Here is a 26752-nt window from a genome sequence, read left to right as displayed (position 1 = left end):
CGTCCGCTCCGGGGCACGGCCATCCCCGCTTCCCCCGCGTGCGTGCGGCTCACCCGGGGGTGAGGTTGTCGTCGACCTCCCGGGCGAGGCCGGCCAGCGACTCGTCGGCGATCTCGTGCAACCGCTGCTCGGAGGGCTCGCCCTCCAGTTCGAGTCGTACCGTCGCTCCCCCGGCGTCGACCGGTGAGACCTGCAACCGGGCCGACCAGTCCGGGGAGCCGGCGCTGCGCCACCGGGCCCGCAGGTCGGCGGCGGAGAGTTCCGGCCGCGGCCCGCCGTCCTCGCGCAGCGGCGCGGGCAGCCAGGCCGAGACCCGGTCCGGGTCGGTGGCGGTACTGAACACCACCTCCGGCGGGGCGGACATGCCCCGCTCGGCGCGGCCCGTCACCATCCGCCGTCCCGCAGGCGGCTCGGGTCGACCTCCCGGCCCGGGTGCCGGGTCAGGTACTCGGTCTCCAGTTCGGCGGTCCGCCGCAGGTGGTTGCCGAGCGCGGTGTCGGCGGCGTGCCGGAGGGTGTCGAGTCTGGTCCGGTGCAGGCTGTGCATCTCCCGGAACAGGTCCTCGTCGCTCAGCTCGGCCGGGTCGACACCGAGGGTCTCCTCCTCGGCGCTCACGAAGTCGCTGGCGGTGCCGCCGCGCCGGACCGGGTCGCCGTCCCACTGGCCGACCCGCTGTTCCGGGCTGGCGTCGATCGGCGCCCCGACGTCGGCCGGGGAGAACTCGTCGTGGCGTACTGATTCGGACATCGTCGCCCCCGATAACTCGTTTGGGTGGACGACTAGACGGTTGCCCAAACCGGGTACCGCCAAACCCCGCCCCGGCGCGGCGACACTACGACGCCGCGTCGGAGACGACACCGGCCCGCCCGGTACGCTCGGGGGCATGAAACGGCTGTGCACACCGGCGTGGATCCTGCGTCACGTGTTCACCGTCGCGGTGGTCGTCGGCTTCCTGGCCCTCGGTTGGTGGCAGATCAGCCGGGCGCTGGCGGGCAACACCCTGAGCTGGGCGTACGCCTTCGAGTGGCCGATCTTCGCCGGGTTCGTCGTCTTCCTCTGGGTGCGGGAGGTCCGCTACACGCTGCGCGGTGGCCGGCCGCCGGCCGCCGAGCCGGCAGCTCCGCCGGCCCGGCCGGGCACCCCGGGGGTACGCCGACCGGTGCGGACGGCCCGGCCCCGGCTGGCCGCCGAGGGCCCGGAGGATCCGGCGCTGACCGAATACAACCACTACCTCGCGTGGCTGAACGCCAATCCCGGCGCCCGGCCCGCCGACTATCCCGGCCTGGGCCGGCAGCAGGAAGGATGAACCGTGGGCGCAGCCCTGACCCGCTACCGTGTGGTCGCTTACGTCGTCGGCGTCGTGTTGATCGCGCTCGTCGTGGTGGGCATGCCGCTCAAGTACCTCGGGAACGATCCGATCGTCGTCGAGACGGTCGGCCCGGCGCACGGCTTCCTCTACATGGTGTATCTGGTGGCCACCTTCGACCTGGGTCGCCGGGCGCGCTGGCCGCTGGGCCGGATGGTGCTGGTCATGCTCGCCGGGACGATCCCGTTCGTCTCGTTCTTCGCCGAGCGGGCGGTCACCCGGCAGGTACGCGAGCCGGAGCCGGTGGCCGGCTGAACCCCGGCGCGGGGCGGCCGCCGATCGCGGGCCGCCCCGTTCGTCCATCGGGCCGTTTATTCATTCGAATGTCTCGCGATAGGCGAGGTCAAACCGCGTGCTCGGCGACACCGGATGGACCGGAACGTGAATGAATCACGCCGCCGGGTCGCTTTTCACGTGTTGCGGAGCCCGTCGACGAATGCCCGCCAGGCCGTCGTGCCGAACAGCAGCGACGACTCCGGATCGACCGAGTCGCGGACGGCGGCACCGCCGGCGACCTGAGCGACCTCGACACAATGCTGCGATTCGCATCGAGTGCTCTTCCGCCAGACGAGCTCGGCGGAACCAGTCTGTGACATGCGCCCTCCCCGGCAACTAATACTGTTGCGGCAGATGCCGCGACAACGGACAGAGGCTACCCGTCACCCCCCATTCCGCACAGCCCGGAATATCGCGATTATGATGTGCGTGTCGACAATGGACACAAACGGTGATGGCGTGGTCGCGGCAAGCAGGGACGCTGGTGGAACGGGGCGGGCCCGTGTAGCCTGCACAAAAGTCTGGCAATCCGGCAGGTAGCCGGTAGCCAGGTGGCAGGTTGCCGGGATCAGAATGAGCCGGGTCCACCCTCGCTCGGCCGCCGGGGCGCCGTTTGAAGGGAGCGTTCCCGATGACTACGGCGTACGGCCCGACCGTGGGTCGCCGCAAGCTCCGTTCGGCGATCCGGCGGGCCAGGGAAGCCGCCGGGTTCACCCAGGAGCAGGCGGCGCTCGCCATGGACTGGTCGCTGTCCAAGCTGATCCGGATAGAGGCGGGATACGTCTCGATATCCACCAACGACGTCAAGGCGTTGCTCAATTACTATCAGGTGCGCGATCCCGCACAGGTCGCCGAACTGGTGCAACTGGCCCGGGTCTCCCGACAACGCACCTGGTGGTCGCAATATCGTGACGCACTGCCACCGGCCTATTATTCGTACATCGGTCTGGAGGCGGAGTCCTCCGAACTCTATTTCTACCAGTCCGTCGGCATGCCGGGACTGCTTCAGACCCAGGCGTACGCGCAGGCGGTCCTCAAGACGGCAATTCCCAAACTCGACGATCCCGACGAGGCACAGACCTCCGTCGCATTGCGGCTGCGCCGCCAGCAGGAAATGCTCGGTCGCCCCGATCCGCCGAACATCGTCGTGGTCTTCGACGAGGCGGCACTGCACCGGCAGACCGGCGGACCGGCGGTCATCCGGGAACAGCTCCTGCATCTGGTCGGCCTCGCCGAATCAGGCCGGATCACCGTCCAGGTGCTGCCGTTCACCTCCACCGTCTACACCCCGCTCGGCCAGTTCGTGATCGTGCGCTTCGCCGGTGGGGAGGACGCGGACGTGGTCTATCTGGAGAGCACCGGCCTGGAGGACGTACTCGACGACCCCGACGCGGTGACCGCGCACCTGCGGACCTTCACCGGGCTCCGCGAGGCGGCACTGAGCCCGGCCGAGTCAATGCGCCGGATCTCCGAGATCGCCGCCGACTTCGCCGGCTGACCAGCGTCAACCACCGGCCGGTCCGGCGGGCGCCGCCGCCGGACCCCGTCGAGGGTCCGGCGGACCGCGCCTCGCCAGGTCCCGGCTAGGACATCGGCTCGTAAGGGGTGTCCGAGGCCGGCGGGTACGCCAACCCGCCCAGTCGGGCGGCTTCCCGGGCGCGGATCAGTGCCCGGGTCACCTGACCGAACTGCCGCTCGTGGTCGGAGCTGAACAGCAGCACCGTCTCGCCCCGGTACTTTCCCCACAGCTCGTAGGCCGGCGGCCGCCACCGGTGGCCCACCAGGGCGAGGCCGACCGGTACGAAGGCGGCGAGCCCGAGCCCGGCGTAGGTGGTGGCGGGGAGCCGGTAGAGGTCACCGGTGTAGCCCAGCGCGACCCCGATGCCGACCAGTACCGCGGCGGTGACCAGCACCGCGCGCAGCGTCAGCCGGTCGTGCGGCCCGCGGGCGGTCTGTAGGTGGGTGAGTTCGGAGATCGTGAACCTGCGGCCGGCGACGATGAACGCCTCGTTGGTGATCCGTACGCCGGGTTCCCGGTAGATGTCGACGGGGCGGGGACGGGCCAGTCCAGATACCTCGAATGACGCGTCTGGCAGGTGGACCTGGGGGCGAGTAGGCTCCATTCTTGCCTCCAACGGCTCCTGAGGCGGCTGTGTGGATGGTTCGTAGAGATCGGCATCTGGTGGCAGCCGGATGCCGATCGTCTTGCGGGCGTGCGGGGCGCAGGCTGGCCGCCCGGGACTACGGCTGATTCATTGCACGCGACCTCGCCCCCCTGCTGGCGACTACGCCGTGTACTGCTACGCCGGACCCCGGAAAGCCTTGTCGACTCCCGCATTCATTGTGCGAAGGGCACACCAGCAAGTGGAAGGGACGCAGACAGCCACCTGGCAGATTTCCAGGCGGCAGCCGGGCTTCCCGTCGCCCTGTGCCCGGTTCCGTGGTGGTTTGCCCATACTCAGCCCGGGCCGCCATCCGCCAACACCGACCTATCGGGCGAAGAGCCGGAGAGCGGCCGGAGAAGCCGCCCGCCGCCGCCCGACATCACGGCTCGGACGGAGTGCGGCACGTTCAGTGATCACGACATTCGGGTTATCGCTCGCCACTGCCGCATCTCACCCGCCCGCCACTGTCGGTAATGCCGACCCCGGGCTACGTTGAACCGGCCGGCCCGGTCGTCAGTCATCCCCCCGGGTGGCGCCGGCCCGGTGTCGCCGCAGGCAGCAGTCGCGGTGGCGCAAGGCCGCCACCGGCTGGATTGCGGTGGCGCAAGGAAGAAGGGTTCTGCACACGTTGTCTTCGGTGCGGATCCTGCTGCGTACCCTCGTCGCGGCCGGCCTCTCGGCGGCACTTCTCGCCCCGATGTCGGCGGCCCGGGCCGAACCCTCGGCCGGCGAACTCACGCAGCGGATCAACAAGGCCTCAGCCGAACTGGAGCAGGTCGTCGAGTCCTACAACAAGCTCAACGAGGAAATCAAGGAGAGCAAGGCCGCCGCGGCGACACTCAGCGCCCGGATCGGACCGCTGCAACAGCAGGCGGACCAGAGCCGGGCCGAGGTGGCCGAACTCGCCAGCCGGGCGTACAAGCTCGGTGGCTTGAGCACGGCGAGCGCGTTGCTGAACCGGGGCGACGCCAACACCCTGGTGAACCGGCTCGGTGCGCTGGAGCAGTTGGCCCGGGACCGGGACCGGCAGATCGCCGGGTTCGAGGCGACGCAGCGGCAGTACACCGAGGAGAAGGCCCGGCTCGACGCCACGTTGGCCCGGCAGACCGCCCAGGCGAAGCAGTTGGCCGCCGGCAAGAAGCGGATCGAGGGCGAGCTGGCCAAGCTCTACGAGATGCGCCGCGAGGCGTACGGGTCGGCGACCTCCTCCGGCAGCAGGTACACCGGCAGCGTCCCGGCCGTCTCCGGCAAGGCCGGCGTCGCCGTCCGGTACGCCTACGGCGCGATCGGCAAGCCGTACGTCTGGGCGGCCGAGGGGCCGAACGGCTACGACTGCTCCGGGCTGACCCTGGCCGCCTGGCGGGCCGCCGGCAAGTCCCTGCCGCACAACGCCGCGATGCAGTGGGACAGGGTGGCACACATCGGCCGTGGCGAGCTGAAACCCGGCGATCTCGTCTTCTACAGTGGACTCGGCCACGTGGCGCTCTTCGTGGGCAGCGGCAAGGTGATCCACGCGCCCCGGGCCGGTGAGAGCGTCAAGCTGGCCGACGTGGACATGATGAACCCGTACGGCTACGGACGCGTCCGCTAGCCCAGCCGCAGCTCAGCTCAGTTCAGCCCAGCTCGGTTCAGCTCGGTGTTGCTCGCGCGCCGGAGGGGTCACCTCCGGCGCGCGAGCGCGTTGTCGACCAGTACGTCCAGCAGCTCCGGATAGTCCATCCCGGCGACCTGCCAGATCCGGGGGTACTGCGACACCGGGGTGAAGCCGGGGAAGGTGTTGACCTCGTTCAGCACCGGGTGCACGCCGTCGCGGAGGAAGAAGTCGATCCGGGCCAGCCCGGCGCAGCCGAGCGCCCGGAACGCCCGCACCGCGAGGTCGGAGAGTTCGGCCGTCACCGCCCCGTCCAGCCGGGCCGGGACCTCGAAGACCGTCTCCGGGTCGTCGTACTTGGCGTCGTAGTCGAAGAAGGGCCGCTCCCCGGTGACCCGGATCTCCAGCGGCGGACCGACCTCCAGCCGGCCGTCCGGACGTTCGAGCACCGCCAGGTCGATCTCGCGACCGGGGACCGCCGCCTCGACGAGCACCTTCGGGTCGCTCGACCGGGCCCACTCCAGCGCGGCCGGCAGTTCGGTCCAGTCGGTCACCCGGGTCACCCCGAGGCTGGAGCCGGCCCGGGCGGGCTTGACGAAGACCGGCAGGCCGAGCCGGCGCAACTCCGCCTGCGGCGGCACGCACTCCGGATCGGTGGGCTTGGACACCACCGCGTCGGCGACCGGGATCCCCTCCGCGGCGAGCAGCTTCTTGGTGAACTCCTTGTCCATCCCGGCGGCGCTGGCCAGCACGCCGTTGCCGACGTACGGCACGCCGGTCAGTTCCAGCACCGCCTGGAGGGTGCCGTCCTCGCCGTACGGGCCGTGCAGGGTCGGAAAGATCACGTCGGTCGTACGCAGCCGCTCGATCGCCTCGAAGACGGTGACCGGGGTCCCGGTGCCGAAGACCCACTGCCCGGTACGGGTGATCAACACCGGTTCCGGCCGGTAGCGCGCCCGGTCCAGGTTCGCCAGCACGCTCGCCGCCGACCGCCGGGAGATCCGGTGCTCGCCGCTGCGCCCGCCGGAGAGCACCGCGACCCTGATCGGTGACACCGCGACCCCGAGGGGTGACACCGCGACACTGAGGGGTGACTCAGACACTGACCCGCTCCCGTCCGCTGCCCAGTCCGGCCCGCACCGGCAGGTAGCGCCGGCCGACCCGGGATCCGATGCCGGTGAAGATCTCGTGCGGGTTGGTACCGGCCCAACCGGCCCAGTCGACGACCGTCGGCTCGCCCCGGTCACCGGGACCGAGGAGCAGCACCTCGTCGCCGGTACGCACCGGCAGGTCACCGACGTCGACGACGATCTGGTCCATGGTCACCCGGCCGGCGATCCGGCACCGGCGGCCCTGGATCCAGACCTCGGCCGCCCCGGCGGCGGCCCGGGGGATCCCGTCCGCGTAGCCGACCGGCACCAGCGCCAGGGTGGTCGGCACGGCGGTGACGTGGTCGTGCCCGTAGGAGATGCCGGTGCCCGCCGCGACCCGCTTGGTGAGGATGACCCGGGAGCGCAGGGTCAGCGCCGGGCGCAGTCCGGCGGGCAGTCCCGGCAGCGGCTCCACGCCGTAGACGGCGATGCCGGCCCGGACCAGGTCGAAGTGCGTCTCCGGGCGACCGACCAGGGCGGCCGAGTTGGCCAGGTGCACCAGGTCGGGCGCGAGCCCGGCTGACCGGGCCAGCGCCAGTGCCCGGCCGAACCGCCGGAGCTGCGTCCTGTCCCGCGCGTCGGCCGGCAACTCCCCGCCGGCCAGATGGGACCAGACCCCGCGTACCCGGATCCGCCCGACGGCCTCGAAGCCGCGCGCCAGGCGTACCAGCTCGGGCCACTCGCCCTCGGTGGCGCCGTTGCGGGAGAGTCCGGTGTCGACCTTGAGGTGCACCTCGGCCCGTACGCCGGCCCGGGCCGCACCGGCGGCGATCCCCCGCAGGTGCGGCACGGAGGCGACCGACAGGTCGATCCGGGCCGCGACGACCGGGGCGAAATCCTCGTCCTCGGCGTGCAGCCAGCAGAGCACCGGCGCGTCGACGCGGCCGGCCCGCAGGGTGAGCGCCTCGGCCCGGGAGGTCACGCCCAGCCACCGCGCGCCGGCCGCCAGCACGGTCCGGGCCACCGGCAGGGCACCGTGTCCGAACCCGTCCGCCTTGACCACGGCGAGCAGCTCCGCGCCGGTCCGGCCGGCCAGGGTACGGGTGTTGTGCGCGATCGCGTCGAGGTCGACCACCGCCTCCGCGAGGGGTGTCAGGCCACCTGCTCCGCCGAGTTTGATCACGTTGCGTGAGACTAGGAGGCGTCTGTGCGGTTTTCGTGAAGGCGAGGTGCGAGAACCGTTCGACCACGTGCCGACCGGGCTCGCCCCGACCGGTCCGGCTCGACGCGGTGCCCGAGCCGGCGCCGGGGCCGGCCGGGCGCTAACCTGCCGGGATGACTCCGTCGGAGGCCGGCAAGCTCGCCGCTGTGGTGCTCGACCGCCTCGCCCCGCACCTGCCGGAGGCCGCCTCGGCCGGTGGGCCGGGGCCGGCCGGGCCACTCTACGAGCTGGTGGCGGCGCGCCTGCGCGCCCTCGGCGAGGCCGAGGCGCTGGCCGACCTGGTCCGGGAGCCCCGGAACAACTCGCTGGTCAAGCGCCTGCTGCGCACCGCGGCGACCGAGGATCCAGGGTACGCGGCCGAGCTGGCCGCCGCCGTCGGAGCCCTGCCGGCGGCGGCCGCTGCACCGGTCGTGGCGGACCGGCCGGCCACCCCGGCGGAGCCCCGGGAGCCGGTCGGGGCCGTACCCGGATCGGGCGGCGGTCGACGGCCCCGCCGGTACGGTCCCTGGGTCGCCCTCGGCGCGGTCGTGCTGCTGCTGGCGGTGGGCGGCCTGGTGGTCCGCGCGGTGCTCGGCGGGCTCAGCGAGGCCGGCGGGCTGACCGCCGACTCCAGCTGCGAGGAATACCAGCAGGCCCCGCCGGAGGAGCGGGTCGCGGCGATCCGGCAGATCGGGCTGGCCAAGGGCATCTCCGGAGTGGACAGTCCGCTGGTGATGACCGCCGTCGACCAGCTCTGCGACGCCCAGCCGACGGCACGGATCGGCGACCTGATCGCCCGCTTCGACGGCTGAGCCCCGCCGAGCCGCACCGGTCGCCGAGTCCGCGTGCCGGCGTCCGGCACCGCTCAGGTGACGTCCCGCCGCATGGGTACGGCGACCGCGAGCACCGCCGCCACCGCCGCGTAGCCCAGCAGCAGCAGCCCGCCGCCGAGCGGTGACACGAGCTGGACCGGTGTGGTGCCGAGCTCCTCGGCGGCCGCGTCGACGACATAGCTGAACCCGGTGAGCGAGGCGGTCGCCCCGGCCGGCAGGTACGGATAGAGCTGGCTCACGCCGGGGACGATCGCGAGCAGGGGTTCGAGCAGGTAGAAGTAGCCGACCACCACGCCGAGGGCCGCCACCTGGTTGCCGACCAGCGCCCCGATCCCGACGCCCAGCAGCGTGTACACGGCCATCGAGACGGCCAGCCGGGCGAACAGCTCCAGGATCGACCCGGTGCCCAGTCCCGGGGTGACGTCCCGGGCCGCCGCCCCGGCGAAGAGGACCGCCGCGCCGGAGCCGGTGAGCACCAGGCCGTACGCCAGCCCGGCGACGCCGTACGCGACCAGCTTCGACACCAGCACCTGCCAGCGCCGGGGCGCGAAGAGGAAGGTGAAGTCGACGGTCCGGTGCCGGTACTCCGCGCTGACCGCGAGCGTGCCCAGCACCGCCGGGATGAACATGGTGTAGCCGACCATGCCGAGGACGGCCCGTACCCCCGTCTCGGTGTCGAGTCCCGGCATCGGCGGGTCGAAGTTCTCCGGCCCGAGCAGGGTCAGCAGACCGATCAGCCCGGCGCCGCAGAGTACGGCGATCGCGAGCGCCACCAGCCAGAGCCGGCTGGCCAGCAGCCGCCGGAACTCGGCCCGGATCAGGCGGTTCATCGGACCCCTCCGATCTGCGCGGCCCGGTCACCGGTACCTCCGCCGTCGCCGTCCGGTGCGGCGGCGGTGAGCCGGAGGAAGAGTTGTTCGAGGCTTCCCGACGCGCCGACCAGGTCGACGAGCCGGCCGGCCACCACCTGCCGTCCGGCCCGGATCACCACGACGTCGTCGACCATCTGCTGCACCTCGCTGAGTACGTGACTGGAGATCAGTACGGTCCGGCCCTGCCGGGCCAGCCCGCGCAGGAAGTCCCGCAGCCAGGCGATGCCCTCCGGGTCGAGCCCGTTGCCGGGCTCGTCCAGCAGCAGCACCGGCGGGTCGCCGAGCAGTGCGGTGGCGAGGTTCAGCCGTTGCCGCATGCCGGTGGAGAAGGTCCTCGTCCGGCGGTGGGCCGCGTCGGCCAGCCCGAGCAGCCGGAGCAGCTCCTCGACCCGGCTGTCCGGGTAGCCGCCCATCGCGGCGTAGGTCCGGAGGTGGTCCCGGGCCGTGTGCCCGGGATGGAAGGCCGAGGCGTCGAAGACCGCGCCCACGGTGCCGGAGGGCCGGTCCAGGTCCCGGTAGCGCCGGCCGCCGATCGTCGCGGTACCCGAACTCGGCCTCACCAGGCCGAGGATCATCCGCAACGTCGTGGTCTTGCCGGCGCCGTTGGGGCCGAGGAAGCCGGTGACCGCCCCGGGCCGGACGGTGAAACTGAGGTCCCGTACGGCGGTGACGGTGCCGAACCGCTTGCTGAGCCCGGAGACCTCGACCGGGACGCCCGGCCGGCTCATGCCCGGTCCCCGGTGTCGGCGACGCGCCGCTGGACGGCGGCGACGAGTCGGGCCGCATCCGGGGTGGCGAAGACCACCTCGTCGAAGGCCCCCGGCACCATGCTGCGGTCGAGTCGCAGGTGCAGGCCCGGCATGCCGTGGCGGGCGTAGACCAGCTGACGCGGGCCGCCGAAGATCCCCCACACCCCCATCTTGGCGATGCCGGTGACCACCAGCCCCCGGCGGGCACCGGAGGCGAGCCGCAGCGGCCGCTCGACGTACGCCACCTGCCGTACGGAGCGCAGTGGCACGGTCAGGGCCCGTCGACCGAGCCAGAGTCGTTCCAGTCCCTCGAACTCGAAGGCCAGTGCGTCGCCGGAGATCCTCATCGTCGCCATCGGTTTCCACCCCGCGTTCCTCGTCGACCGCCTCTGAACCTGAGCGGCATCTGTTCTATTAGTTGTATAGCAGATGTCAAAGCGGAAGGCGAGCGGCAGTCGGACGTCGCAGGGTGCGCAGGCTCACCACGATCGGGGGGCGGCGGGCTTGTCACGGGTACCCGAGCTGTTCTATAACTTGTGGAACAGGGAGGGTGGCCGGCGTGATAATCGAGGTGGACCCGAACAGCGAGGTCCCGATCTACCAGCAGCTCCGCGACCGGGTGGTCGAGGCGATCGCCAGCGGCGCCCTCCGGGAGGGCAGCCCGCTCCCCTCCACCCGTGCCCTGGCCACCGACTTCGGCATCAACTTCCACACCGTCAACAAGGGCTACGACCTGCTGCGCCAGCAGCGCCTGCTGCGGATCAACCGGAAGTCGGGCGCGGTGGTGCTCCGGGACGCGCACTCCGGTCCACCGGCACCGGAGTTCGTCGCCGACTGGACCGGCCGGGCCACCACGCTGCTGGCCGAGGCGACCGCGCACGGCCTGACCCGGGAAGAGGTGCTGGAGATCTGCCGCACGGTGCTGACCACGTTCGACGAGGGACAGGAGGAGTCGCGATGACTGTCGCCTGGATCAGCGTGGCGCTGTTCACGATCGCCGGTTCCGCCTGGATCATGCCCGCGGTCCAGCAACCGACGCTGCCGTTCGGCGTACGGGTGCCCGCCCAGCGGGCCGGTGACGCCGCCATCGCCGGTCAGATCCGCAGCTTCCGGAGCAGGGTCGCCGTCGGTGGACTTCTCGGGCTGCTCGCCGGAATCCCGCTGATGCTGACCGTGGACGGCGACGAGGAGACCGTGGCGCTGGTCGGCCTGGTGCCGATGGTGGCACTGATGCTGCTGGTCGGGCTCTGCTACCTGCGGGCCCGCCAGGCGATCCAGCGGGTGAAGGCCGAGGACGGCTGGTACAGCGGCGTCAGCCAGCGGGTGGCGGTGGACACCTCGCTGCGGACCGGACCCGAACGGCTGCCCTGGCCGTGGGTACTCCCCGCGCTGCTCGTCCCGCTGATCACGCTCGCCGCCGGAATCGCCAGCTATCCCGAGATGCCGGATCGGGTGCCGATGCGCACCAACGGCTCCACAGTGGTCGCCTGGCAGACGAAGTCGCCCTGGGTGGTCGCAGTACCGGTGATACTCGAACTGGCCACCACGGTCCTGCTGGTCGGCCTGCTCGCCTGGTCCTACCGGAGCCGGGCCGATCTGGATCCCTCCGCGCCGAAGCGCTCGGCCACCCAGCACCGGCTCTTCCTCCGGCGCATCTCCCGGGCCCTGCTGGTGCTCGCCGCCTGTGGGAACCTCACCGTGCTCTTCGCCTTCCTGCCGATGTGGCAGGGGCGGGCACCCGGCCCGCTGGCCACCGCCGCGATGGTGCTCTGCACGCTGCTCGGCACGGTCTACCTGGTGGTCGTGGCGCTACGCGCCGGCCAGGGCGGCAGCCGGATCTCCACCGTCGCCGCCCCGGCGGCCGAACGCCCCGACACCGCGCACGCCGACGACGACCGGTACTGGCGGCTCGCCGGCCTCTGCTACGTCAACCGCGACGACCCGGCGATCCTGGTGCAGAAGCGGATCGGCATCGGCTGGACCTTCAACTTCGGCAACCCCCGGAGCCTGCTGCTGCTGACCGCCGTCCTGGCGGCACTGCTGGCCGGCGTCCTGGTGCCCGCGCTGGTCTGACCCGGCGCGGCGGACCGCCCGGGGATCGGCCCGTTCGGGGAGCCGCCAGCGGGTCAGCCCGGGACCCCGCCATCCGGGCCGAGGGCCGTGACGAAGGCCACCCAGGCGGTCGGCACGAACCGGAGCACGGGGCCCTCCGTGTCCTTCGAGTCACGTACGGCGACGCCGCTGGCGAGCCGGGCCACCTCGACGCAGTTGCCGCCCTCGCCACCAGATCGGCTGCTCTTTTGCCAGCTCAGCGTAGTTTCCTCCGGCCGCATTCCGTCCGGCCCTCCCTCACGTCCAGAAGGCCGCCGTCTCCCTGAGCAGCCGAGCCGATTCTTTCCGCGACAACGCTGCCGCAACCAGGTGGTCGAAGGCAAGCGCGAAGGAGGCGATCTGGGCCGGCTCGTCGATATAGAGCGCGCCGGTCCGGTGTTCGGTGTAGACGAGGCCCGGATCGGTGGGCTCGGGAAAGCCGAGAATCGCGAACGGCCGGCCGAAGGCGGTGTACGCCGGACTGTTGAACCGGACCACCCGCAACTCGACGTGGGACCGCTCGGCGAGCACCGCCAGGTGACCGAGCTGGTCGCGCATCACCGCATCGTCGCCGACCCGGCACCGCAGTACCGCCTCGCCGAGCACCACCCGCAGCCGCATCGGGTCGTGCTCGTGCAGCCGCCGCTGCCGGGCCAGTCGGAGTTCGACCTGACGGGTCAGTTCCTCGGCCGGCGCGAGCGGCTGGGTGGACCGGATCAGCGCGGTGGCGTACGCCTCGGTCTGCAACAGGCCGGGCACCAGATGGGTCTCCACGGTACGGATCTCGGTCGCCTCGGACTCCAGCCCGACGTACACCTCGAACCAGTCCGGGATCGCCCCGCCGTAGGTGACCCACCAGCCGCGCTGGGTCGACTGCTTGGCCAGGGTCGCCAGCACCTCGCGGGTCCGTTCGTCGGCCACCCGGTAGATGTCGAGCAGCGCGAGGACGTCGCGGGTCCGGGTCGAGTGCTTGCCCGCCTCGATCCGGGAGATCTTGGCATCGGAGCACTTCATCCGCTGTGCCACCTGGAGAAGGGTGAGCTGCTCCCGTTCCCGCAGGCGGCGCAGCTCGATGCCGAGCCGGCGACGCCGGGCGGTCGGACTGATCGGCACGGAGTCCTCCCCGATTCCTCCGTCGGCGGTGGGCGTGCCGGCCGTCGGGGACGGCGCGCCTGCCGACGCGAGCGGAACTCACTGTCGTGATGCCGGTCACCCTAATGGTTGATGTTGGTACCGCGCTCCGCAGGCACCCGGCGACGTCCGGCCCTGGGATACGGCGAGCGGCCGGCGTCCCGTGGGACGCCGGCCGCTCGCCGGTGTGTCGAAGTGGCGCTGGCTCAGGCCGCCTGTAGCCCCTCGGCCCGGGCCAGCTCGCGCAGCCGGCCCAGCGCCTGGATCTCCAGCTGCCGGATCCGCTCCCGGGAGAGCGAGAACCGGGACGCGACCTCGGTCAGCGAGTGCTCGCGACCGTCCTCCAGGCCGTACCGGGCCCGCATGATCCCGGCCGACCGGTCGTCGAGGTGGTTCAACAGACCCTCGATGCGCTGCCGCTCCAGGCCGGTGAGCACGATCTCCTCCGGCGACGGGGCGTCGCTGTCCGCGACCAGGTCACCGAGGTTGGTGTCCCCGTCGTCGCCGACCGGGGTGTCCAGCGAGACGGTGTCCTGCGACCAGCGGACCAGCTCGTGCACCCGCTCCACCGGTACGCCCAGGGCCGCCGCGATCTGCTCCGGCTCCGGGTCGGTGCCCAGCTCACGGGTGAGCTGGCGAGCCACGTTGCGCATCCGGTTGACGTCCTCGACCAGGTGCACGGGCAGCCGTACGGTGCGCTCCTGCTGGGCGATCGCCCGGCTGATCGCCTGCCGGATCCACCACGTCGCGTACGTCGAGAACTTGTATCCCCGCTCGTAGTCGAACTTCTCGACCGCCCGGACCAGACCGGTGTTGCCCTCCTGGATCAGGTCCAGCATCGGCATCCCGGAGCGGACGTACCGGCGGGCGATGGAGACGACCAGCCGGAGGTTGGCCCGGATGAAGAGGTCCTTCGCCCGCTCCCCCTCGACCACCAGCCGCTCCAGCTCCGCGCGGCTGACGCCCTCCGGAAGCTTCTCCTCGTCGATCAGGTGCTCAGCGTAGAGGCCAGCCTCGATGGCCTTGGAGAGGTCGACCTCGGCGGCGGCGTCGAGCAGCGGTGTGCGGGAGATCTCGTGCAGGTACACGCCGACCAGGTCGCGCTCCTCGGCGACCTCGTCGGTCCGCATCACGATCTTCTTCTCCACGTTCCCCACGGTCCCCTCGTCGTTCCTCCCGGTGGCCCGGGTTCCTGCTCCTGCCATCCCCACGTTCATCAGCCCTCCCCGTAACTTCCGCTGTGCCCCGCGGTGCTGACACCTACACAACAGTTGAGACGCGTTGGGGATTCCATCTGGTGAGTCGAAAGTGTCACGAATGCCTGAGTAGTTGCTGAAAGCACGATCGACGTTTGCTGTCAGTCGTCCCGATCGGGGCATGTCGGAGCCGGCGATGGCGCAGCTACGGGGCCTTGCGACGGCTCTGCACCCGATATCGGATCATCGCCACGCAACGACACACAGCGATCCACGTCACCCGATTGCTGCGATGCTCGTCACGCTTCGATACACGCGCGGCGCGGCCGGTCGGTTCATCCGCCGCCCCAGGGTTACCCCTCCGCCTGGGCAACAATCCGGGACCCGGGGATAGTCCCGGGGTCCGTGCGCCGGGCCCCCGGACGTCCTGCCGCCGTTTCGGGACCCGGCCGAGGAGCGCCCGGAGGTCAGCCGGCGAGCAGGGCGATCGCGCCGCGTACCTGGTTAGCCGAGCGGTCCAGCGCGGCCCGGGCGTCGGCGACGGCCGCGCCGGACAGCAGCGACACCAGGGCGGCCTTCAGGTCACCGTCGGCCTCGGTCAGCGCGTGCTGCGCGACCTCCTCGGTGCAGTCCGTCGCCTCCACGAGGATCGAGATCATTCGTCCCCGCAGTTTCGCGTTGGTGGCGACCATGTCGATCATCAGGTTTGAGTAGACCCGCCCGAGCCGCACCATCACGGCGGTGGAAAAACCGTTCAGCACGAGTTTCTGGGCGGTCGCGGCCTTCATCCGGGTCGAACCGGTAACCACCTCGGGGCCGGTCTCCACCCCGATGAAGACCGTCACCGAGCGGGCCGCCACGGCACCCGGGTCGGCACAGATCAGCACGGTGTCCGCGCCCAGCCCGGTCGCCGCGCCGAGCGCCCCGAGCACGTACGGGGTACGGCCGCTGGCGGCCAAGCCGACCACGAGGTCACCGGGGGACACGCAGCCGCGCGCCTCCTCGGCACCGCCGGTCTCGTCGTCCTCGGCGTCCTCCACGGCCCGCCACATCGCGTCCGGCCCGCCCGCGAGGTGTGCGCAGAACCAGCGGTCCGGGGTGTTGAAGGTGGGCGCCAGTTCGGCGGCGTCGAGCACACCGAGCCGGCCCGAGGTGCCCGCGCCGAAGTAGTGCACCCGGCGGCCGGCCCGCAGCGCGGTCACGGCCAGCTCGACCGCCACCGCGATCTCGTCCAGCACCTTCGTCACCGCGGCCGGCACCCGCCGGTCGTCCTCGTTGATCACCTTGAGGACGTCCCGGACGGACATCAGGTCGAGGTCGAGACTGCGCGGGTTGCGCAGCTCGGTCGGGGAACTGACCCGGACCACCGCGCGCGGTTCCGGCGCTCGCCCGTCGACCGCACCCGCGCCGCCGTCCCGTCCGCCCGTACCGTCGGCCGGGTAACCCGGCTCGACCGGCGGGTAAGAGGACCCCGCGTCGGAATCCGGACGCGGGGTGGCGGCGGGTGGTGCACCGGGTTCGACCCGTCCGGCCGTCATGTCCGCCCCCCAGCAGCTCGGCCACCGCCGAGCCCGTCGCTCATCTCCCGGCCGCCTCGCCGTACGCGACGACGCCTCGCGGCACCGTCGCGCCGGCCCGGCCGGTCCGTCCGCCGCTCATGCCCGCCTCCCCTTGACCCGGTGCGGCTGCACCGCTTCGGCGGTGACCTCCAGGGCCTTCTTCGCTCTGGCCCGGTTGCGCGCGGCCACTCCGACGAAGAGGCAGTCGACCACCGTCAACTGGGCGAGCCGGCTGGCCATCGCGCCCGACCGGTACGTCGTCTCCCGCGCCGCCGTGGTGAGCACGTGGTCCGCGACGTCGGTGATCGGCGACCGGGGGAAGTTCGTCAGCGCGACCGTGGTCGCCCCCCGGGCCCGCGCCTGCTCCAGCACCTCGACCGCGTCCAGGGTGGTGCCGGTGTGCGAGATGCCCATCGCCACGTCGCCCTTGCCGAGCAGGGCCGCCGAGGTGAGCGCGGTGTGCACGTCCGGGAAGTAGAAGGCGGTCCGGCCGATCCGGTGCAGTTTCTGCTGGAAGTCGGAGGCGACGAAGCCGCTCGCCCCGGCACCGTAGATGTCGATCCGGCCGGCGCCGCTGATCGCCTCGACCACCTGCTCGCAGACCGCCGCGTCGAGCTGCTCCGCGGTCTCCTCGACCGCCCGGGCGTCGCTGAAGGCGATGGTCGCGATGATCTGTGCCAGGTCGGCGCCGGGCGGGATGTCGCCGCCGACCACCCGGGCGTCCGGTGGCTCCACCCGGCGGGCCGCCTCGGCCGCGAGCCGGATCCGGAGTTGCGGGTAGCCGTCCATGCCGACCGACCGGCAGAACCGGATGACGGTGGCCTCGGAGGTCTCGGCGGCGGTCGCGAGGTCTGTGATGGTCCGGCGAGCGGCGTCCGCGGGATCCGCCACGACGAGTCTGGCGACCCGTTGTTCGGCGGGCGACAGCGACGGGAGCAGGCCGCTGATATGGACGATCAGCCCACCTGTCTCGTGACTCGCAGAAACCTTCGCAGTCTTCACCACGGATGAAACTTACTTTCACGGAGGCGGGAGCGTCAACCATGACGCGCTACACCTGCGAAAGTACGCCCAACCGGTGGGAAATTGCGGCCGGTCAGCCCAGCCGAGCGTGCCATTCCCACCACACCTTCGGCTCAGCGGGGTGACCGAGCCCGCAACGCCGGACGGCGTCCGGGTGAATAGTCATCGATCGATAGGCTACCGGAACGGCTCCGCCGGCGGGCCGGAAACGGGCGTCCCCGACCGTCCAGATCGGACCGGGCCGGCCGCCGGGTGCTGCCGGGCACGGCCGGGGCGGTGTGCCGGCGGCGCGCCCGCCGCTGCCGATAGCGTGGCAGGCATGGCGGATCGCACTGTACTGGTCAGCGGCGGAGCGGGTGGGCTCGGCGGGGCGGTCACCGCCGCCTTCGTCGCGTCCGGCTGGCGGGTGGTGGTACCCGTACGGCCGGTCGGCGGGGCGGCGCCGGTGGGCGTACCCGGCGAGCCGGGCGGCGGGGTGCTCCGGGTGGCGGCCGACCTCACCGACCCGGAACAGGTCGCCCGGGCGGTCGAGGTGGCCGGCGGCGACGCCGGGGCACCGTTGCGGGCGGTGGTGAACCTGGCCGGCGGGTACGCGGCCGGCGGCCTGGTGCACGAGACCCCGGTCGCCGACTTCGAGCAGATGATCGCCCGCAACCTGCGCCCGACCTACCTGGTCACCCGGAGCGCGCTGCCGTACCTGCTGGAGGCCGGCGGCGGCTCGGTGGTCTGCGTCTCCTCCCGGGCCGCACTCTCCCCGTTCCCCGGTGCCGCCGGCTACGTCACCGGGAAGGCGGCGGTCCTCGCCTTCGCCTCGGCGGTCGCCGTCGAGTACCGGCAGGCGGGGGTGCGCTGCAACACGGTGCTGCCGAGCGTCATCGACACGCCGGCCAACCGGGCGGCGCAGCCCAGCGCGGACCACTCCCGCTGGGTGGCCCCGGCGGAGATCGCCGGGGTGATCCGCTTCCTGGCCAGTGACGAGTCGGCGCCGACGAGCGGCGCGACGATACCGGTGTACGGCCGGGCCTGACCGATCCGGCGGTGGCCGGCTCCGCCTCGTCCGCCTCGTCCGGCTCGGACGACCGGCCGGCCGGATCCGGCGTACCCGGCGGATCCGCCGCACCGCGCGAGCCGGCCGGGTCGGGCGGACCGGTCGGGGCGGCGGACTCCGGAACGCCGACGGTCGGAGCCGGCGGGTCCGGGTCCGGGTCTGCCGGCGCGGGGCCGGGGCCGGCCGGCGCGGCGCCGGATCCGTCGGACGGAGCCGGCGCGGCGGTGCCGAACCCGGGCAGCGGGTGGTCGCCCGGCAGCCACGCCCGCACACCGGCCTGGATCGCCCGGGTCACCTCGTCCGGCGAGCGGTTGGCGTCCACCACCACGAACGTGGCGGCCTCCGGCAGCGACCGGTACGCCGCCGCCCCGGCGGCCAGGTAGCTGATGTCCTCGTGGTCGGTGCCCCGGGCCTCGATCCGCCGGTACGCCTCACCCGGGTCCACCGCCAGCAGGAAGGTGAGGTCGGGCGGCGGGAAGATCCGGTACAGCAACCGGGCGAGGCTCTCCCAGCGGCGTCCGCCGCCGTGCGCCCGGATGCTGGCGTACTGGCAGACCGAGTAGCGGTCCATCACGGCGACCCGGGAGCGGAGTCGGGACCGGAGCAGTGCCCGCCCGATGGCCAGCCAGCGCAGCACCGACTCGGCCAGCAGCATCCCGTTGCGGCCCAACAGGCGCTGGGCGTCCCGACGGCCCAGTTTGCGGGCCAGCCGGCTGAACCAGCGCCGACCGCCCGCGTTCTGCCAGTACGTCGCCGGAACGCCGCTCGCGGTCAGCGCGTCCGCGAGCCGGTGTGCCTGGGTGGTCTTGCCCGAGCCGTCGATTCCGACCAGGGCCACGGACCGCAGCCGTCCCCCGTGCCGCCGCTGGAGCAGAGTTCGGGCCACGCTCAGCAACGGTACCCGGCGCCCGCAGCCCCCCGGCCCGGCAACGCCGCCGGGGTCCCGCCCGCCGCCGGATGAGCCGTACCGGCCGGACCGTCCCGCCGGCACCGACCCGCCGGTCCGTGCCGCCGCGTCCGGTTCCGGATCGGGCGGAGCCGCCGGATCCCGACCCAGGTGTGTCCCGGCCCAGGTGTGAAGGAACGAAGTGCCGGGTACCGGTAAATCTCCACCCCATTGACCAGATGCCCAATGGCCATTGACCCGGGAGACCCGATGGATCACAACGGCGACGAGACCCTCCTTGCCACCCTCAAGCGGGTCGCCGCCGTCCTGAAGCAGTCCGAGATCCCCTTCGCGCTGGGCGGCAGCTTCGCGGTGTACGCGCACGGCGGCCACTCCAGCGACCACGACGTCGACTTCCTCATCCGGGAGCAGGACGTCGAGCGCGCCCTGGAGGCGCTCGTCGAGGTTGGCTTCACCGCCGAACGCCCCCCGGAGGACTGGCTGGTGAAGGTCTGGGACAACGACCGGATGGTGGACCTGATCCACCGCCCGATCGAGACCCCGGTCACCGACGAGACCTTCCGGGACACCGTGGTGCGCCCGGTCGACGCCATCCACATGCCGGTGCTGTCGGCCACCCACCTGATGGTGCACAAGCTGCTCAGCTTCTCCCAGCACTACTGCGACTTCGCCCGTGGCCTGCCGCTCGCCCGCTCGCTGCGCGAGCAGATCGACTGGGACCGGGTCCGCAAGGAGACGGCGCACTCGCCGTACGCCGAGGCGTTCCTGGTGCTGCTGGACCGGCTGGACGTCGTGCCCTACTCGTCGGGCGGCGAGGAGAAGCGGTTTTCCCGGGCCGGCGCGGAGAAGGGGATGACCGGCATGGACGAGCGGAGCGAGGTGGCGACATGAACCAGCGCGGCACGGCGGGTACCGAGCCGCCGGACGACTATCTGGAGGCGGCGATCCAGCGCCTGCTCACCGAACGCACCGAGATCGCCGAGCAGGGCATCACGGTGAGCCGCCGGGACCACTCGGTGGTGCTCTGCGGCGAGGTGGAGAGCGCGCAGCGCCGCGAGGAGATCCTCCGCATCGTGCTGGAGCACTTTCCCGAGGTGCCGGTGACCGTCGACATCGGACTGATCCGCACCCAGGCACCGACCGAGGTGGAGGAGCTGCGGTGAGGGAGGCGACGACATGGTGATCCGGATCGCGGCCGTCGGCGACGTGCACATGGACCAGGACGTGGTCGGACGGTTCCGGCCCGCCCTGGAACGGTTGCCGGAGAGCGCCGACGTCCTGCTGCTGGCCGGGGACCTGACCCGGCACGGCACCGAGTCCGAGGCACGCTGCGTGGCGACCGAGTTCGGCAACCTCGGCGTACCGGTGGTCGCGGTGCTCGGCAACCACGACCACCACTGCAACGAGGTGCCGGGGGTGATCCGGGTACTCGAGGACGCCGGCATCCTGGTGCTGGAGGGCACCAACGTGGTGCTGGAGTGTTCCGGGGTACGGCTCGGCATCGCGGGCGCGAAGGGCTTCGGCGGTGGCTTCGCCGGCCGGTGCGCCAGCGAGTTCGGCGAACCGGAGATGAAGGCGTTCGTCCGGACCACCAGCGACATCGCCGAGCAGCTCGGCGAGGCGCTGCGCGAGATGGACTGCGACGTACGGGTCGCGCTGACCCACTACGCCCCGGTGCCCGACACCCTGGCCGGGGAGCCGCTGGAGATCTATCCGTTCCTCGGCTCGTACCTGCTCGGTCAGGCCATCGACTCCGCGCCGACCGAGCTGGCGCTGCACGGGCACGCGCACGCCGGCAGCGAGCGGGGCACCACTCCGGGCGGGGTACGGGTCCGCAACGTCGCGCACCCGGTGATCAAGCAGGCGTACAGCGTGTTCCACCTGCACCCGCCCTTCGCGGGGGGGACCGCGGGCAAGGTTTCCGCGATCAGCGCGGGGGGTATTTCCTGAGCCATGGAATTCTTGCTCTGGATCCTCGCGGTTGTACTGGTGGTCGCCGGTGTGCTGGCACTGTTCCGGCGGCAGATCCTCTGGGGTGTGGTGCTCATCATCGTCGGGCTGCTCGTCGGACCCTTCGGCGTCAGCATCTTCAGCAGTTGATCCGAGGCCGACGTAGGCGCAGCGCCGGCCTCGGATCACCAACCCCTGTCACTACGAGAACAAGACCCCCACAGGCAAGCCGGGGTCGTCGCGCCCGGGTCTCCCTCTCCCCCTGGATGACCCGGGCTCGGCGGCCCCGGCGATTCGTCTTTCCGGCCTACCGGCGGCCGAGGCGTCAACAGCGGGGCACGCCGGGGATGAAGCCGTCGTAACCGGTCAGCACGTACGCGTCGGAGATGAACCGACCGGTGCCGATCCGATCCCAGATGTTGCTGGTGCCGTAGGTGCCGGTCACCGTCGTGCCGGTGGTCTGGCAGCCGATGGTCACCGTGGCCCCGTCGGCGACCGTGCCGACCGAGGAGTAGCCCGTGCCGGGGCCGGACCGGACGGTCAGCGGGCTGCCCGCGGTGTTCACCGTGCCGGATCCGGTGCCGCCGCCGGAGCAGGCGTTGTCGCTGGTGTAGGTGCGGGTGCCCCAGTAGAGCGCCAGGGTGCCGTTGAACCGCACCTGGATGGCGGAGCCGTTCAGGCGCTGCTCGTAGTGCAGGTGCGGACCGGTGGATCCGCCGGTGGTGCCGACGTACCCGATCACGGTGCCGTAGCCGACGGTCCGCCCGACGGCGGTGTTGAAGCTGTTCAGGTGGGCGTAGTAGGTGGTGTACCCGCCGCCGTGGTTGATCCGGACGTACTTGCCGTAGCTGGTGTTGCCGAGGTCGGTGACGACGTCGACGGTGCCGGGGGCGCTGGCCACCACCGGGTCGCCCTGGTCGTCGGTGCGGTTGAAGTCGACGGCGTTGGTCGGGCTGTGGTTGGTCCGGGTCTGCCCGGACCAGGACTGGCCGCAGGGGAAGGGCACCTTGAAGGTGGGTGCGGCGGCGGCCGGCGAGGCCGGGACCAGTACCGCGGCGGCCACCAGTAGGCCGGCACCGACGGAAGCGAACAGGCGGAAGCGCACGAGACCTCCCATGGCGAAAGTTTTCTATGTACGAATGGATCGTGGCAGAAAACTTCACTCGACGGAAGAGCGGAGCCGGGCGCGGGGGCGACCCGGCCGTGGAGCCGATCCGGTATACCTGGACGACATGGCCTCGCCGACGTACCTGAGGAGCATGCCGCTGCACGCCGTGACCGAGGTCTACGGCGAGGCCGGCCTGCGGGACCGGTTCGCGCTGGAGGCGGAGCGCTTCGCCCCGGCCGAGCGGAGCCGGCTGGCGGCGGCGCTGGACCTCGCCGGCACGCTGCACCGCGACGACCGCCGGGTCCGCGAGCCCTATCTCAACCACCTGCTCCGGGTGGCCATCCGGATCATCTGCTACTACTCGGTGACCGACGTCGACGTGATCGCGGCGGCGCTGCTGCACGACGCGGTGGAGGACCATCCGGCCGAACTCGCCGGCCTGCCGGCCGGGACGACCGGCCCGGCGGCCACCGAGGCGGCGCTGGCCGAGGTGGCCCGGCGGTTCAACCCCCGAGTCGCCCGGCTGATCGCGGCGGTCACCAATCCGGAGTACGACCCGGAGCGGGACCGGGACGAGCAGTACCGCGCGCACCTGGCGGAGAGCCTGGACCGGGAACCCTGGGCCCGGGTGATCAAGGTTTCCGACTTCACCGACAACGGGGTGGGAGTCATCCACACCACCGGGGACCGGGTGCACCGCTCGGCCCGGAAGTACCGCCCGCTGGTGCCGCTCTTCCGCGACCTGGTCACCCGGCCGGACACCCCGCTCGGCGCCGAGGCGCGGGCGCACATCCTCGGTCAGCTCGACCTCGCCGAGCAGCGCTTCGCCGCGATCCTCGACGAGCCCGAGGCCGCCCCGGCGCTGCCGGTCGCCGAGTAGCCGCCACCCGCCGGCCGGCCCGGCGGCGACCGCCGGGTTTCCGAATCGTTACGGCCTCGTGGCTCACCGGGTCTGGACGCCCCTGGCTGCAAGCGCTTACATGTGGTGACGCCCACAGGCCGGCTCGGAAGCCACAGGCAACCGGCACGCCGGCACGAAAGGAGGACGGCATGGCGGTCCAGTCCAGACCACGCCAGGCCTTCGCGATCGCCGGTGTGTTGGCTTTGGCACTCGGCGCCACCGCCTGTTCCGGCGACAGTGAGAGCGGGCTCGACCCCGACTCCGCGGAGTGCGCACCGTACTCCGCCTACCAGGGTCACGACGGCGAGAGCGTTTCCATCTACGCGTCGATCCGGGACGCCGAGGCCGACCTGCTCCGGCAGTCGTGGAAGCAGTTCGAGGACTGCACCGGCATCGAGATCGACTACGACGGCAGCGGCGAGTTCGAGGCCCAGCTCCAGGTCCAGGTCGACGGCGGCAACCCGCCCGACCTGGCCTTCATCCCGCAGCCCGGTCTGCTCGCCCGGTTCGCCCAGGCCAACAAGCTCAAGCCGATGACGGCGGAGCAGAAGAGCCTGGCCGAGGCGAACTACCCGGCCGACTGGCTCAAGTACGCCACCGCCGGTGGGCAGCTCTACGGCACGCCGCTCGGCGCGAACGTGAAGTCCTTCGTCTGGTACTCGCCGAAGGCGTTCGCCGACAACGGCTACCAGGTGCCGACCACCTGGCAGCAGCTGATGGAGCTGAGCGACAAGATCGCGGCGAAGAACCAGAAGCCCTGGTGCGTCGGGCTGGAGTCGGGCGAGGCCACCGGGTGGCCGGCGACCGACTGGATCGAGGACCTGATGCTGCGTACGCAGACCCCGGAGGTCTACGACCAGTGGACGAGCCACGCCATCCCGTTCAACGACCCCCGGGTGCTCCAGGCGGTCGACCAGGCCGGCCAGGTCCTGAAGAACCCGAAGTACGTCAACGGCGGCTACGGTGACGTCAAGAGCCTGACCACCACCCCGTTCCAGGAGGGCGGCCTGCCGATCCTCCAGGGCCAGTGCTCGATGCACCGGCAGGCGAACTTCTACGCCAACTACCTGCCCGAGGGCACCAAGATCGGCCCGGACGGCGACATCTACGCCTTCTACTTCCCGGCGGTCGACCCGGCCAGGGGCAAGCCGGTGCTCGGCGGCGGCGAGTTCACCGTGGCCTTCACCGACGGGCCGGCGGTGCAGGCCGTCCGGCAATACCTTATGACCGGCGAGTACGCCAACTCGCGGGCGGCGCTGGGCAACTGGATCACGCCGAACAACAAGCTCGACGTCAGCAAGGTCGAGCAGGCGGTCGACAAGCTCTCCATGGAGGTGCTGCTCGACAAGAGCGCCGTCTTCCGGTTCGACGGCTCGGACCTGATGCCCGCCGCAGTCGGCTCCGGCACCCTCTGGAAGGGCATGATCGACTGGGTCAACGGCAAGGACACCAAGAGCACCCTCGACTTCGTCGAAGGCTCCTGGCCGAAGTGACACCCCTGACGGTCCGGCCCGCGCCGCTGCGGGCCGGACCGTCGGCTTCCCGAACGTTGTGGCGTTGGAGGCGCTGATGGACTTCGCCGACGAGACACCGAAGCTGCTCATGCTGCTCTACGGCCTGGCCGCCTTCGCGGTCGTGGTCGGCGGACTGCTCGTGCTGCTCGACGTCGTACCCAACTGGTTCGCCCGGCGCCGCGAGGCGGCGCTGGTCGCGGCCTCGGCCGGCGGGCCGGCGGCCGCCGCCGGTCCCCGACCGCGCCGCCGCTCCGTGGCGAACCGCCCGGAGGGCGCGCTCGCGCTCTTCTTCCTGCTGCCCACCCTGGCGCTGCTCGCGATCGGCCTGGTCGTGCCCGCCGTCCGGACCACCGTGCTCTCCTTCATGGACGGCGGCAGCGAGAACTGGGTCGGGCTGGTCAACTACCGGTGGATGTTCGCCCAGGACGAGATCTTCGGCATCCTCACCAACACCCTGATCTGGGTGGTCCTGGTCCCGCTGGTGGCCACCACGATCGGACTGGTCTACGCCGTACTGGTCGACCGGGCCCGGTTCGAGTCCGTGGCCAAGGCGCTGATCTTCATGCCGATGGCCATCTCGTTCGTCGGCGCCAGCATCATCTGGAAGTTCGTCTACGCCTACCGCTCCGGCGAGTACGACCAGATCGGCCTGCTCAACCAGGTCTGGGTGATGGTCGGCGGCGAGCCCCGGCAGTGGCTCAACGACCCGCCGCTGAACACCCTGCTGCTGATCGTGATCATGATCTGGATCCAGGCCGGCTTCGCGATGGTGGTCCTCTCGGCCGCGATCAAGGCGATCCCGGGCGACGTCGTCGAGGCGGCCCGGCTGGACGGGGTGAACCCCTGGCAGATGTTCTGGCAGATCACCCTGCCGAGCATCCGGCCGGCCCTGATCGTCGTGGTGGTCACGGTCTCGATCGCCACGCTCAAGGTCTTCGACATCGTCCGGACCACCACCAACGGCAACTTCGACACCGGCGTGATCGCCAACGAGATGTACAACCAGGCGTTCCGGTTCGGCCAGACCGGCCAGGGGTCGGCGCTGGCCGTCTTCCTCTTCGTCCTGGTGATCCCGATCGTGATCTACCAGGTCCGCAACCTGCGCAAGCAGCGGGAGGTATGAGATGACCACCACCACGCCTCCCGCGCTGGCCGGCACACAGTCCGTGGCCACCCCGCCGGTCACCCGGGCCGGCCGGGTGCGCCGCCGGCTCAACAACCCGTACGCCACCGCCGCGTCGATCCTGATCGCGGTGCTCTGGACGGTCCCCACCTTCGGCCTCTTCGTCTCCTCGTTCCGCCCCGAGGACGAGATCAAGACCACCGGCTGGTGGACGGCGTTCACCAACCCGCAGTTCACCCTGGACAACTACCAGGAGGTGCTCTTCGGCCGCTCGGCCTCCTCCGGGCAGCTCGCCGGCTACTTCGTCAACTCCCTGGTGATCACGATCCCGTCGGTGCTCTTCCCGCTGGCCTTCGCCGCGCTGGCCGCGTACGCCCTGGCGTGGATCAACTTCAGGGGACGGGACTGGATCTACATCGGCATCTTCGCGTTGCAGATCGTGCCGTTGCAGATGGCGCTGGTACCGCTGCTCAGCTTCTTCTCCGAGGGGGTCAGCCTGGGCGGGGTCGAGCTGATGCCGGCGTGGAACCTCGACGACGAGGAGAAGTTCGTCCAGGTCTGGTTCGCACACACCTGCTTCGCGCTGCCGGTCGCCGTCTTCCTGCTGCACAACTTCATCTCGCAGCTACCGAAGGACCTGATGGAGGCGGCCCGGGTGGACGGCGCCACCCATCCGAAGATCTTCCGCTCGATCGTGCTGCCGCTGATCGTGCCGGCGCTGGCCGCGTTCGGCATCTTCCAGTTCCTCTGGGTCTGGAACGACCTGCTGGTGGCGCTGATCTTCGCCGGGGGCGGCAGCGAGACCGCACCGCTGACCGTACGCCTGGCGGAGCTGGCCGGTACCCGGGCCAACGAGTGGCAGCGCCTCACCTCCGGCGCGTTCATCTCGATCGTCGTACCGCTGATCGTGTTCCTGTCCCTCCAGCGCTTCTTCGTGCGTGGCCTGCTCGCCGGCGGCGTCAAGGGCTGACCGGCCGTCCCGGGCGACGGCCGCCGGGCGGGAGGCTCCGCCCGGCGGCCGGGGCCCGGGCCCGGCAGCCGTGGCCGGCGGCACGGC

Annotated in this window: 30 protein-coding genes and 2 pseudogenes; 16 read left to right on the top strand and 16 right to left on the bottom strand. The window is 71.6% G+C overall.

Annotated features, from left to right (window positions below; translation table 11 throughout):
• Window positions 1-49: 49 nt before the first annotated feature.
• Both C6361_RS21395 and C6361_RS21390 read right to left on the bottom strand, forming a co-directional pair.
• Window positions 50-391, bottom strand: a complete 342-nt coding sequence (locus tag C6361_RS21395; protein ID WP_107268779.1) for a hypothetical protein — start codon at window positions 389-391, stop codon at window positions 50-52.
• Complete coding sequence (locus C6361_RS21390) at window positions 385-747, bottom strand: DUF6158 family protein (protein ID WP_234358930.1); 363 nt, start codon at window positions 745-747, stop codon at window positions 385-387. The genes C6361_RS21395 and C6361_RS21390 overlap by 7 nt, the downstream gene beginning before the upstream one ends.
• Before the next feature lie 136 nt (window positions 748-883).
• On the opposite strand from C6361_RS21390, the gene C6361_RS21385 reads away from it, so the two are divergent.
• Window positions 884-1306, top strand: a complete 423-nt coding sequence (locus tag C6361_RS21385) for a hypothetical protein (protein ID WP_107260222.1) — start codon at window positions 884-886, stop codon at window positions 1304-1306.
• Window positions 1307-1309: 3 nt separating this feature from the next.
• Window positions 1310-1621 (top strand): DUF3817 domain-containing protein, encoded by a 312-nt coding sequence (locus tag C6361_RS21380; RefSeq protein WP_107268778.1) that lies wholly within the window; start codon window positions 1310-1312, stop codon window positions 1619-1621.
• Window positions 1622-1776: 155 nt separating this feature from the next.
• Here C6361_RS21380 and C6361_RS21375 read toward each other — a convergent pair whose 3' ends face one another.
• Window positions 1777-1962, bottom strand: a complete 186-nt coding sequence (locus C6361_RS21375; RefSeq protein WP_107268777.1) for a DUF397 domain-containing protein — start codon at window positions 1960-1962, stop codon at window positions 1777-1779.
• 311 nt (window positions 1963-2273) lie between these two features.
• Between C6361_RS21375 and C6361_RS21370 the strand changes: the two genes are divergently transcribed.
• Entirely contained in the window at window positions 2274-3140 is an 867-nt protein-coding gene (locus C6361_RS21370) for a helix-turn-helix transcriptional regulator (protein ID WP_107268776.1), read from the top strand.
• Between the two features lie 85 nt (window positions 3141-3225).
• Here the strand turns inward: C6361_RS21370 and C6361_RS21365 are convergent, their stop codons facing one another.
• Complete coding sequence (locus tag C6361_RS21365) at window positions 3226-3765, bottom strand: DUF6232 family protein (protein WP_234358929.1); 540 nt, start codon at window positions 3763-3765, stop codon at window positions 3226-3228.
• Window positions 3766-4435: 670 nt separating this feature from the next.
• Between C6361_RS21365 and C6361_RS21360 the strand changes: the two genes are divergently transcribed.
• Window positions 4436-5398 (top strand): C40 family peptidase, encoded by a 963-nt coding sequence (locus tag C6361_RS21360; protein ID WP_107260229.1) that lies wholly within the window; start codon window positions 4436-4438, stop codon window positions 5396-5398.
• A 68-nt stretch (window positions 5399-5466) separates the two neighbouring features.
• Here the strand turns inward: C6361_RS21360 and C6361_RS21355 are convergent, their stop codons facing one another.
• Entirely contained in the window at window positions 5467-6501 is a 1035-nt protein-coding gene (locus tag C6361_RS21355) for a D-alanine--D-alanine ligase family protein (protein ID WP_304598499.1), read from the bottom strand.
• The gene (alr, locus tag C6361_RS21350) at window positions 6494-7672 is read right to left on the bottom strand and encodes an alanine racemase (protein ID WP_234358928.1); all 1179 of its coding nucleotides are present in this window, start codon (window positions 7670-7672) and stop codon (window positions 6494-6496) included. Before alr ends, C6361_RS21355 begins: the two co-directional genes overlap by 8 nt.
• A 152-nt stretch (window positions 7673-7824) precedes the next feature.
• On the opposite strand from alr, the gene C6361_RS21345 reads away from it, so the two are divergent.
• Complete coding sequence (locus C6361_RS21345; RefSeq protein ID WP_107260231.1) at window positions 7825-8502, top strand: hypothetical protein; 678 nt, start codon at window positions 7825-7827, stop codon at window positions 8500-8502.
• A 53-nt stretch (window positions 8503-8555) separates the two neighbouring features.
• Here C6361_RS21345 and C6361_RS21340 read toward each other — a convergent pair whose 3' ends face one another.
• Genes C6361_RS21340 through C6361_RS21330 form a run of 3 tightly spaced genes read right to left on the bottom strand, consistent with a single transcriptional unit; the run spans window position 8556 to window position 10500 of the window.
• Window positions 8556-9353, bottom strand: coding sequence for an ABC transporter permease (locus tag C6361_RS21340; protein ID WP_107260232.1), 798 nt, complete (start codon window positions 9351-9353; stop codon window positions 8556-8558).
• Window positions 9350-10123, bottom strand: a complete 774-nt coding sequence (locus C6361_RS21335) for an ABC transporter ATP-binding protein (RefSeq protein ID WP_107268774.1) — start codon at window positions 10121-10123, stop codon at window positions 9350-9352. Before C6361_RS21335 ends, C6361_RS21340 begins: the two co-directional genes overlap by 4 nt.
• The gene (locus C6361_RS21330) at window positions 10120-10500 is read right to left on the bottom strand and encodes a hypothetical protein (protein ID WP_107268773.1); all 381 of its coding nucleotides are present in this window, start codon (window positions 10498-10500) and stop codon (window positions 10120-10122) included. The genes C6361_RS21335 and C6361_RS21330 overlap by 4 nt, the downstream gene beginning before the upstream one ends.
• 194 nt (window positions 10501-10694) lie before the next feature.
• Here C6361_RS21330 and C6361_RS21325 point away from each other — a divergent pair, with 194 nt between their 5' ends.
• Window positions 10695-11105 carry a GntR family transcriptional regulator gene (locus tag C6361_RS21325; RefSeq protein ID WP_234358927.1) on the top strand — a complete coding sequence of 137 codons (411 nt, stop codon included), beginning with the start codon at window positions 10695-10697 and terminating at the stop codon, window positions 11103-11105.
• Window positions 11102-12217: a DUF1648 domain-containing protein gene (locus C6361_RS21320; protein WP_107268772.1), complete on the top strand. Its 1116-nt coding sequence runs from the start codon at window positions 11102-11104 to the stop codon at window positions 12215-12217. The genes C6361_RS21325 and C6361_RS21320 overlap by 4 nt, the downstream gene beginning before the upstream one ends.
• A 53-nt stretch (window positions 12218-12270) precedes the next feature.
• Here C6361_RS21320 and C6361_RS21315 read toward each other — a convergent pair whose 3' ends face one another.
• The 5 genes from C6361_RS21315 to C6361_RS21295 all read right to left on the bottom strand — a co-directional run bounded on the left by C6361_RS21315 (window position 12271) and on the right by C6361_RS21295 (window position 17126).
• Window positions 12271-12477 (bottom strand): DUF397 domain-containing protein, encoded by a 207-nt coding sequence (locus tag C6361_RS21315; protein WP_107260240.1) that lies wholly within the window; start codon window positions 12475-12477, stop codon window positions 12271-12273.
• A 16-nt stretch (window positions 12478-12493) separates the two neighbouring features.
• A complete protein-coding gene (locus C6361_RS21310) occupies window positions 12494-13348 on the bottom strand; it encodes a helix-turn-helix transcriptional regulator (protein ID WP_159079407.1) in 855 nt (284 codons plus the stop codon).
• A 224-nt stretch (window positions 13349-13572) separates the two neighbouring features.
• Entirely contained in the window at window positions 13573-14571 is a 999-nt protein-coding gene (locus tag C6361_RS21305) for an RNA polymerase sigma factor RpoD/SigA (protein ID WP_369930258.1), read from the bottom strand.
• A 458-nt stretch (window positions 14572-15029) separates the two neighbouring features.
• Entirely contained in the window at window positions 15030-16100 is a 1071-nt protein-coding gene (locus C6361_RS21300; RefSeq protein WP_107268771.1) for an N-acetylmuramic acid 6-phosphate etherase, read from the bottom strand.
• A gap of 117 nt (window positions 16101-16217) precedes the next feature.
• Window positions 16218-17126: a MurR/RpiR family transcriptional regulator gene (locus C6361_RS21295; protein WP_107268770.1), complete on the bottom strand. Its 909-nt coding sequence runs from the start codon at window positions 17124-17126 to the stop codon at window positions 16218-16220.
• A 337-nt stretch (window positions 17127-17463) separates the two neighbouring features.
• Here C6361_RS21295 and C6361_RS21290 point away from each other — a divergent pair, with 337 nt between their 5' ends.
• A complete protein-coding gene (locus tag C6361_RS21290; protein WP_107260249.1) occupies window positions 17464-18171 on the top strand; it encodes an SDR family NAD(P)-dependent oxidoreductase in 708 nt (235 codons plus the stop codon).
• 256 nt (window positions 18172-18427) lie between these two features.
• Here the strand turns inward: C6361_RS21290 and C6361_RS21285 are convergent.
• Window positions 18428-19078, bottom strand: a pseudogene (locus C6361_RS21285) (dTMP kinase); the annotation flags it as partial.
• 270 nt (window positions 19079-19348) lie between these two features.
• Here C6361_RS21285 and C6361_RS21280 point away from each other — a divergent pair.
• The 4 genes and pseudogenes from C6361_RS21280 to C6361_RS37670 all read left to right on the top strand — a co-directional run.
• Window positions 19349-19921, top strand: a pseudogene (locus tag C6361_RS21280) (nucleotidyltransferase); the annotation flags it as partial.
• A gap of 65 nt (window positions 19922-19986) precedes the next feature.
• Window positions 19987-20262, top strand: coding sequence for a hypothetical protein (locus tag C6361_RS21275; RefSeq protein WP_107260253.1), 276 nt, complete (start codon window positions 19987-19989; stop codon window positions 20260-20262).
• 13 nt (window positions 20263-20275) lie between these two features.
• A complete protein-coding gene (locus C6361_RS21270; RefSeq protein ID WP_107268769.1) occupies window positions 20276-21049 on the top strand; it encodes a metallophosphoesterase in 774 nt (257 codons plus the stop codon).
• A 3-nt stretch (window positions 21050-21052) separates the two neighbouring features.
• Window positions 21053-21199 (top strand): GPGG-motif small membrane protein, encoded by a 147-nt coding sequence (locus C6361_RS37670; protein WP_199853034.1) that lies wholly within the window; start codon window positions 21053-21055, stop codon window positions 21197-21199.
• Between the two features lie 175 nt (window positions 21200-21374).
• Here the strand turns inward: C6361_RS37670 and C6361_RS21265 are convergent, their stop codons facing one another.
• Window positions 21375-22154, bottom strand: coding sequence for a M23 family metallopeptidase (locus C6361_RS21265; protein WP_234358926.1), 780 nt, complete (start codon window positions 22152-22154; stop codon window positions 21375-21377).
• 127 nt (window positions 22155-22281) lie between these two features.
• Between C6361_RS21265 and C6361_RS21260 the strand changes: the two genes are divergently transcribed.
• The 4 genes from C6361_RS21260 to C6361_RS21245 all read left to right on the top strand — a co-directional run bounded on the left by C6361_RS21260 (window position 22282) and on the right by C6361_RS21245 (window position 26665).
• Entirely contained in the window at window positions 22282-23037 is a 756-nt protein-coding gene (locus C6361_RS21260) for an HD domain-containing protein (protein ID WP_107268768.1), read from the top strand.
• Window positions 23038-23207: 170 nt separating this feature from the next.
• On the top strand, window positions 23208-24551 hold the full coding sequence (locus C6361_RS21255; protein WP_107260261.1) for an ABC transporter substrate-binding protein: 1344 nt from the start codon (window positions 23208-23210) through the stop codon (window positions 24549-24551).
• A 76-nt stretch (window positions 24552-24627) separates the two neighbouring features.
• Complete coding sequence (locus C6361_RS21250; RefSeq protein WP_107264191.1) at window positions 24628-25695, top strand: carbohydrate ABC transporter permease; 1068 nt, start codon at window positions 24628-24630, stop codon at window positions 25693-25695.
• A gap of 1 nt (window position 25696) precedes the next feature.
• The gene (locus tag C6361_RS21245; RefSeq protein WP_107260263.1) at window positions 25697-26665 is read left to right on the top strand and encodes a carbohydrate ABC transporter permease; all 969 of its coding nucleotides are present in this window, start codon (window positions 25697-25699) and stop codon (window positions 26663-26665) included.
• Window positions 26666-26752: the final 87 nt, after the last annotated feature.

The organism is Plantactinospora sp. BC1 (assembly GCF_003030345.1).
Lineage (GTDB): Bacteria > Actinomycetota > Actinomycetes > Mycobacteriales > Micromonosporaceae > Plantactinospora.
Note: the sequence above shows the minus strand (reverse complement) of the source record. Positions and strands in the feature narration are given on the sequence as shown.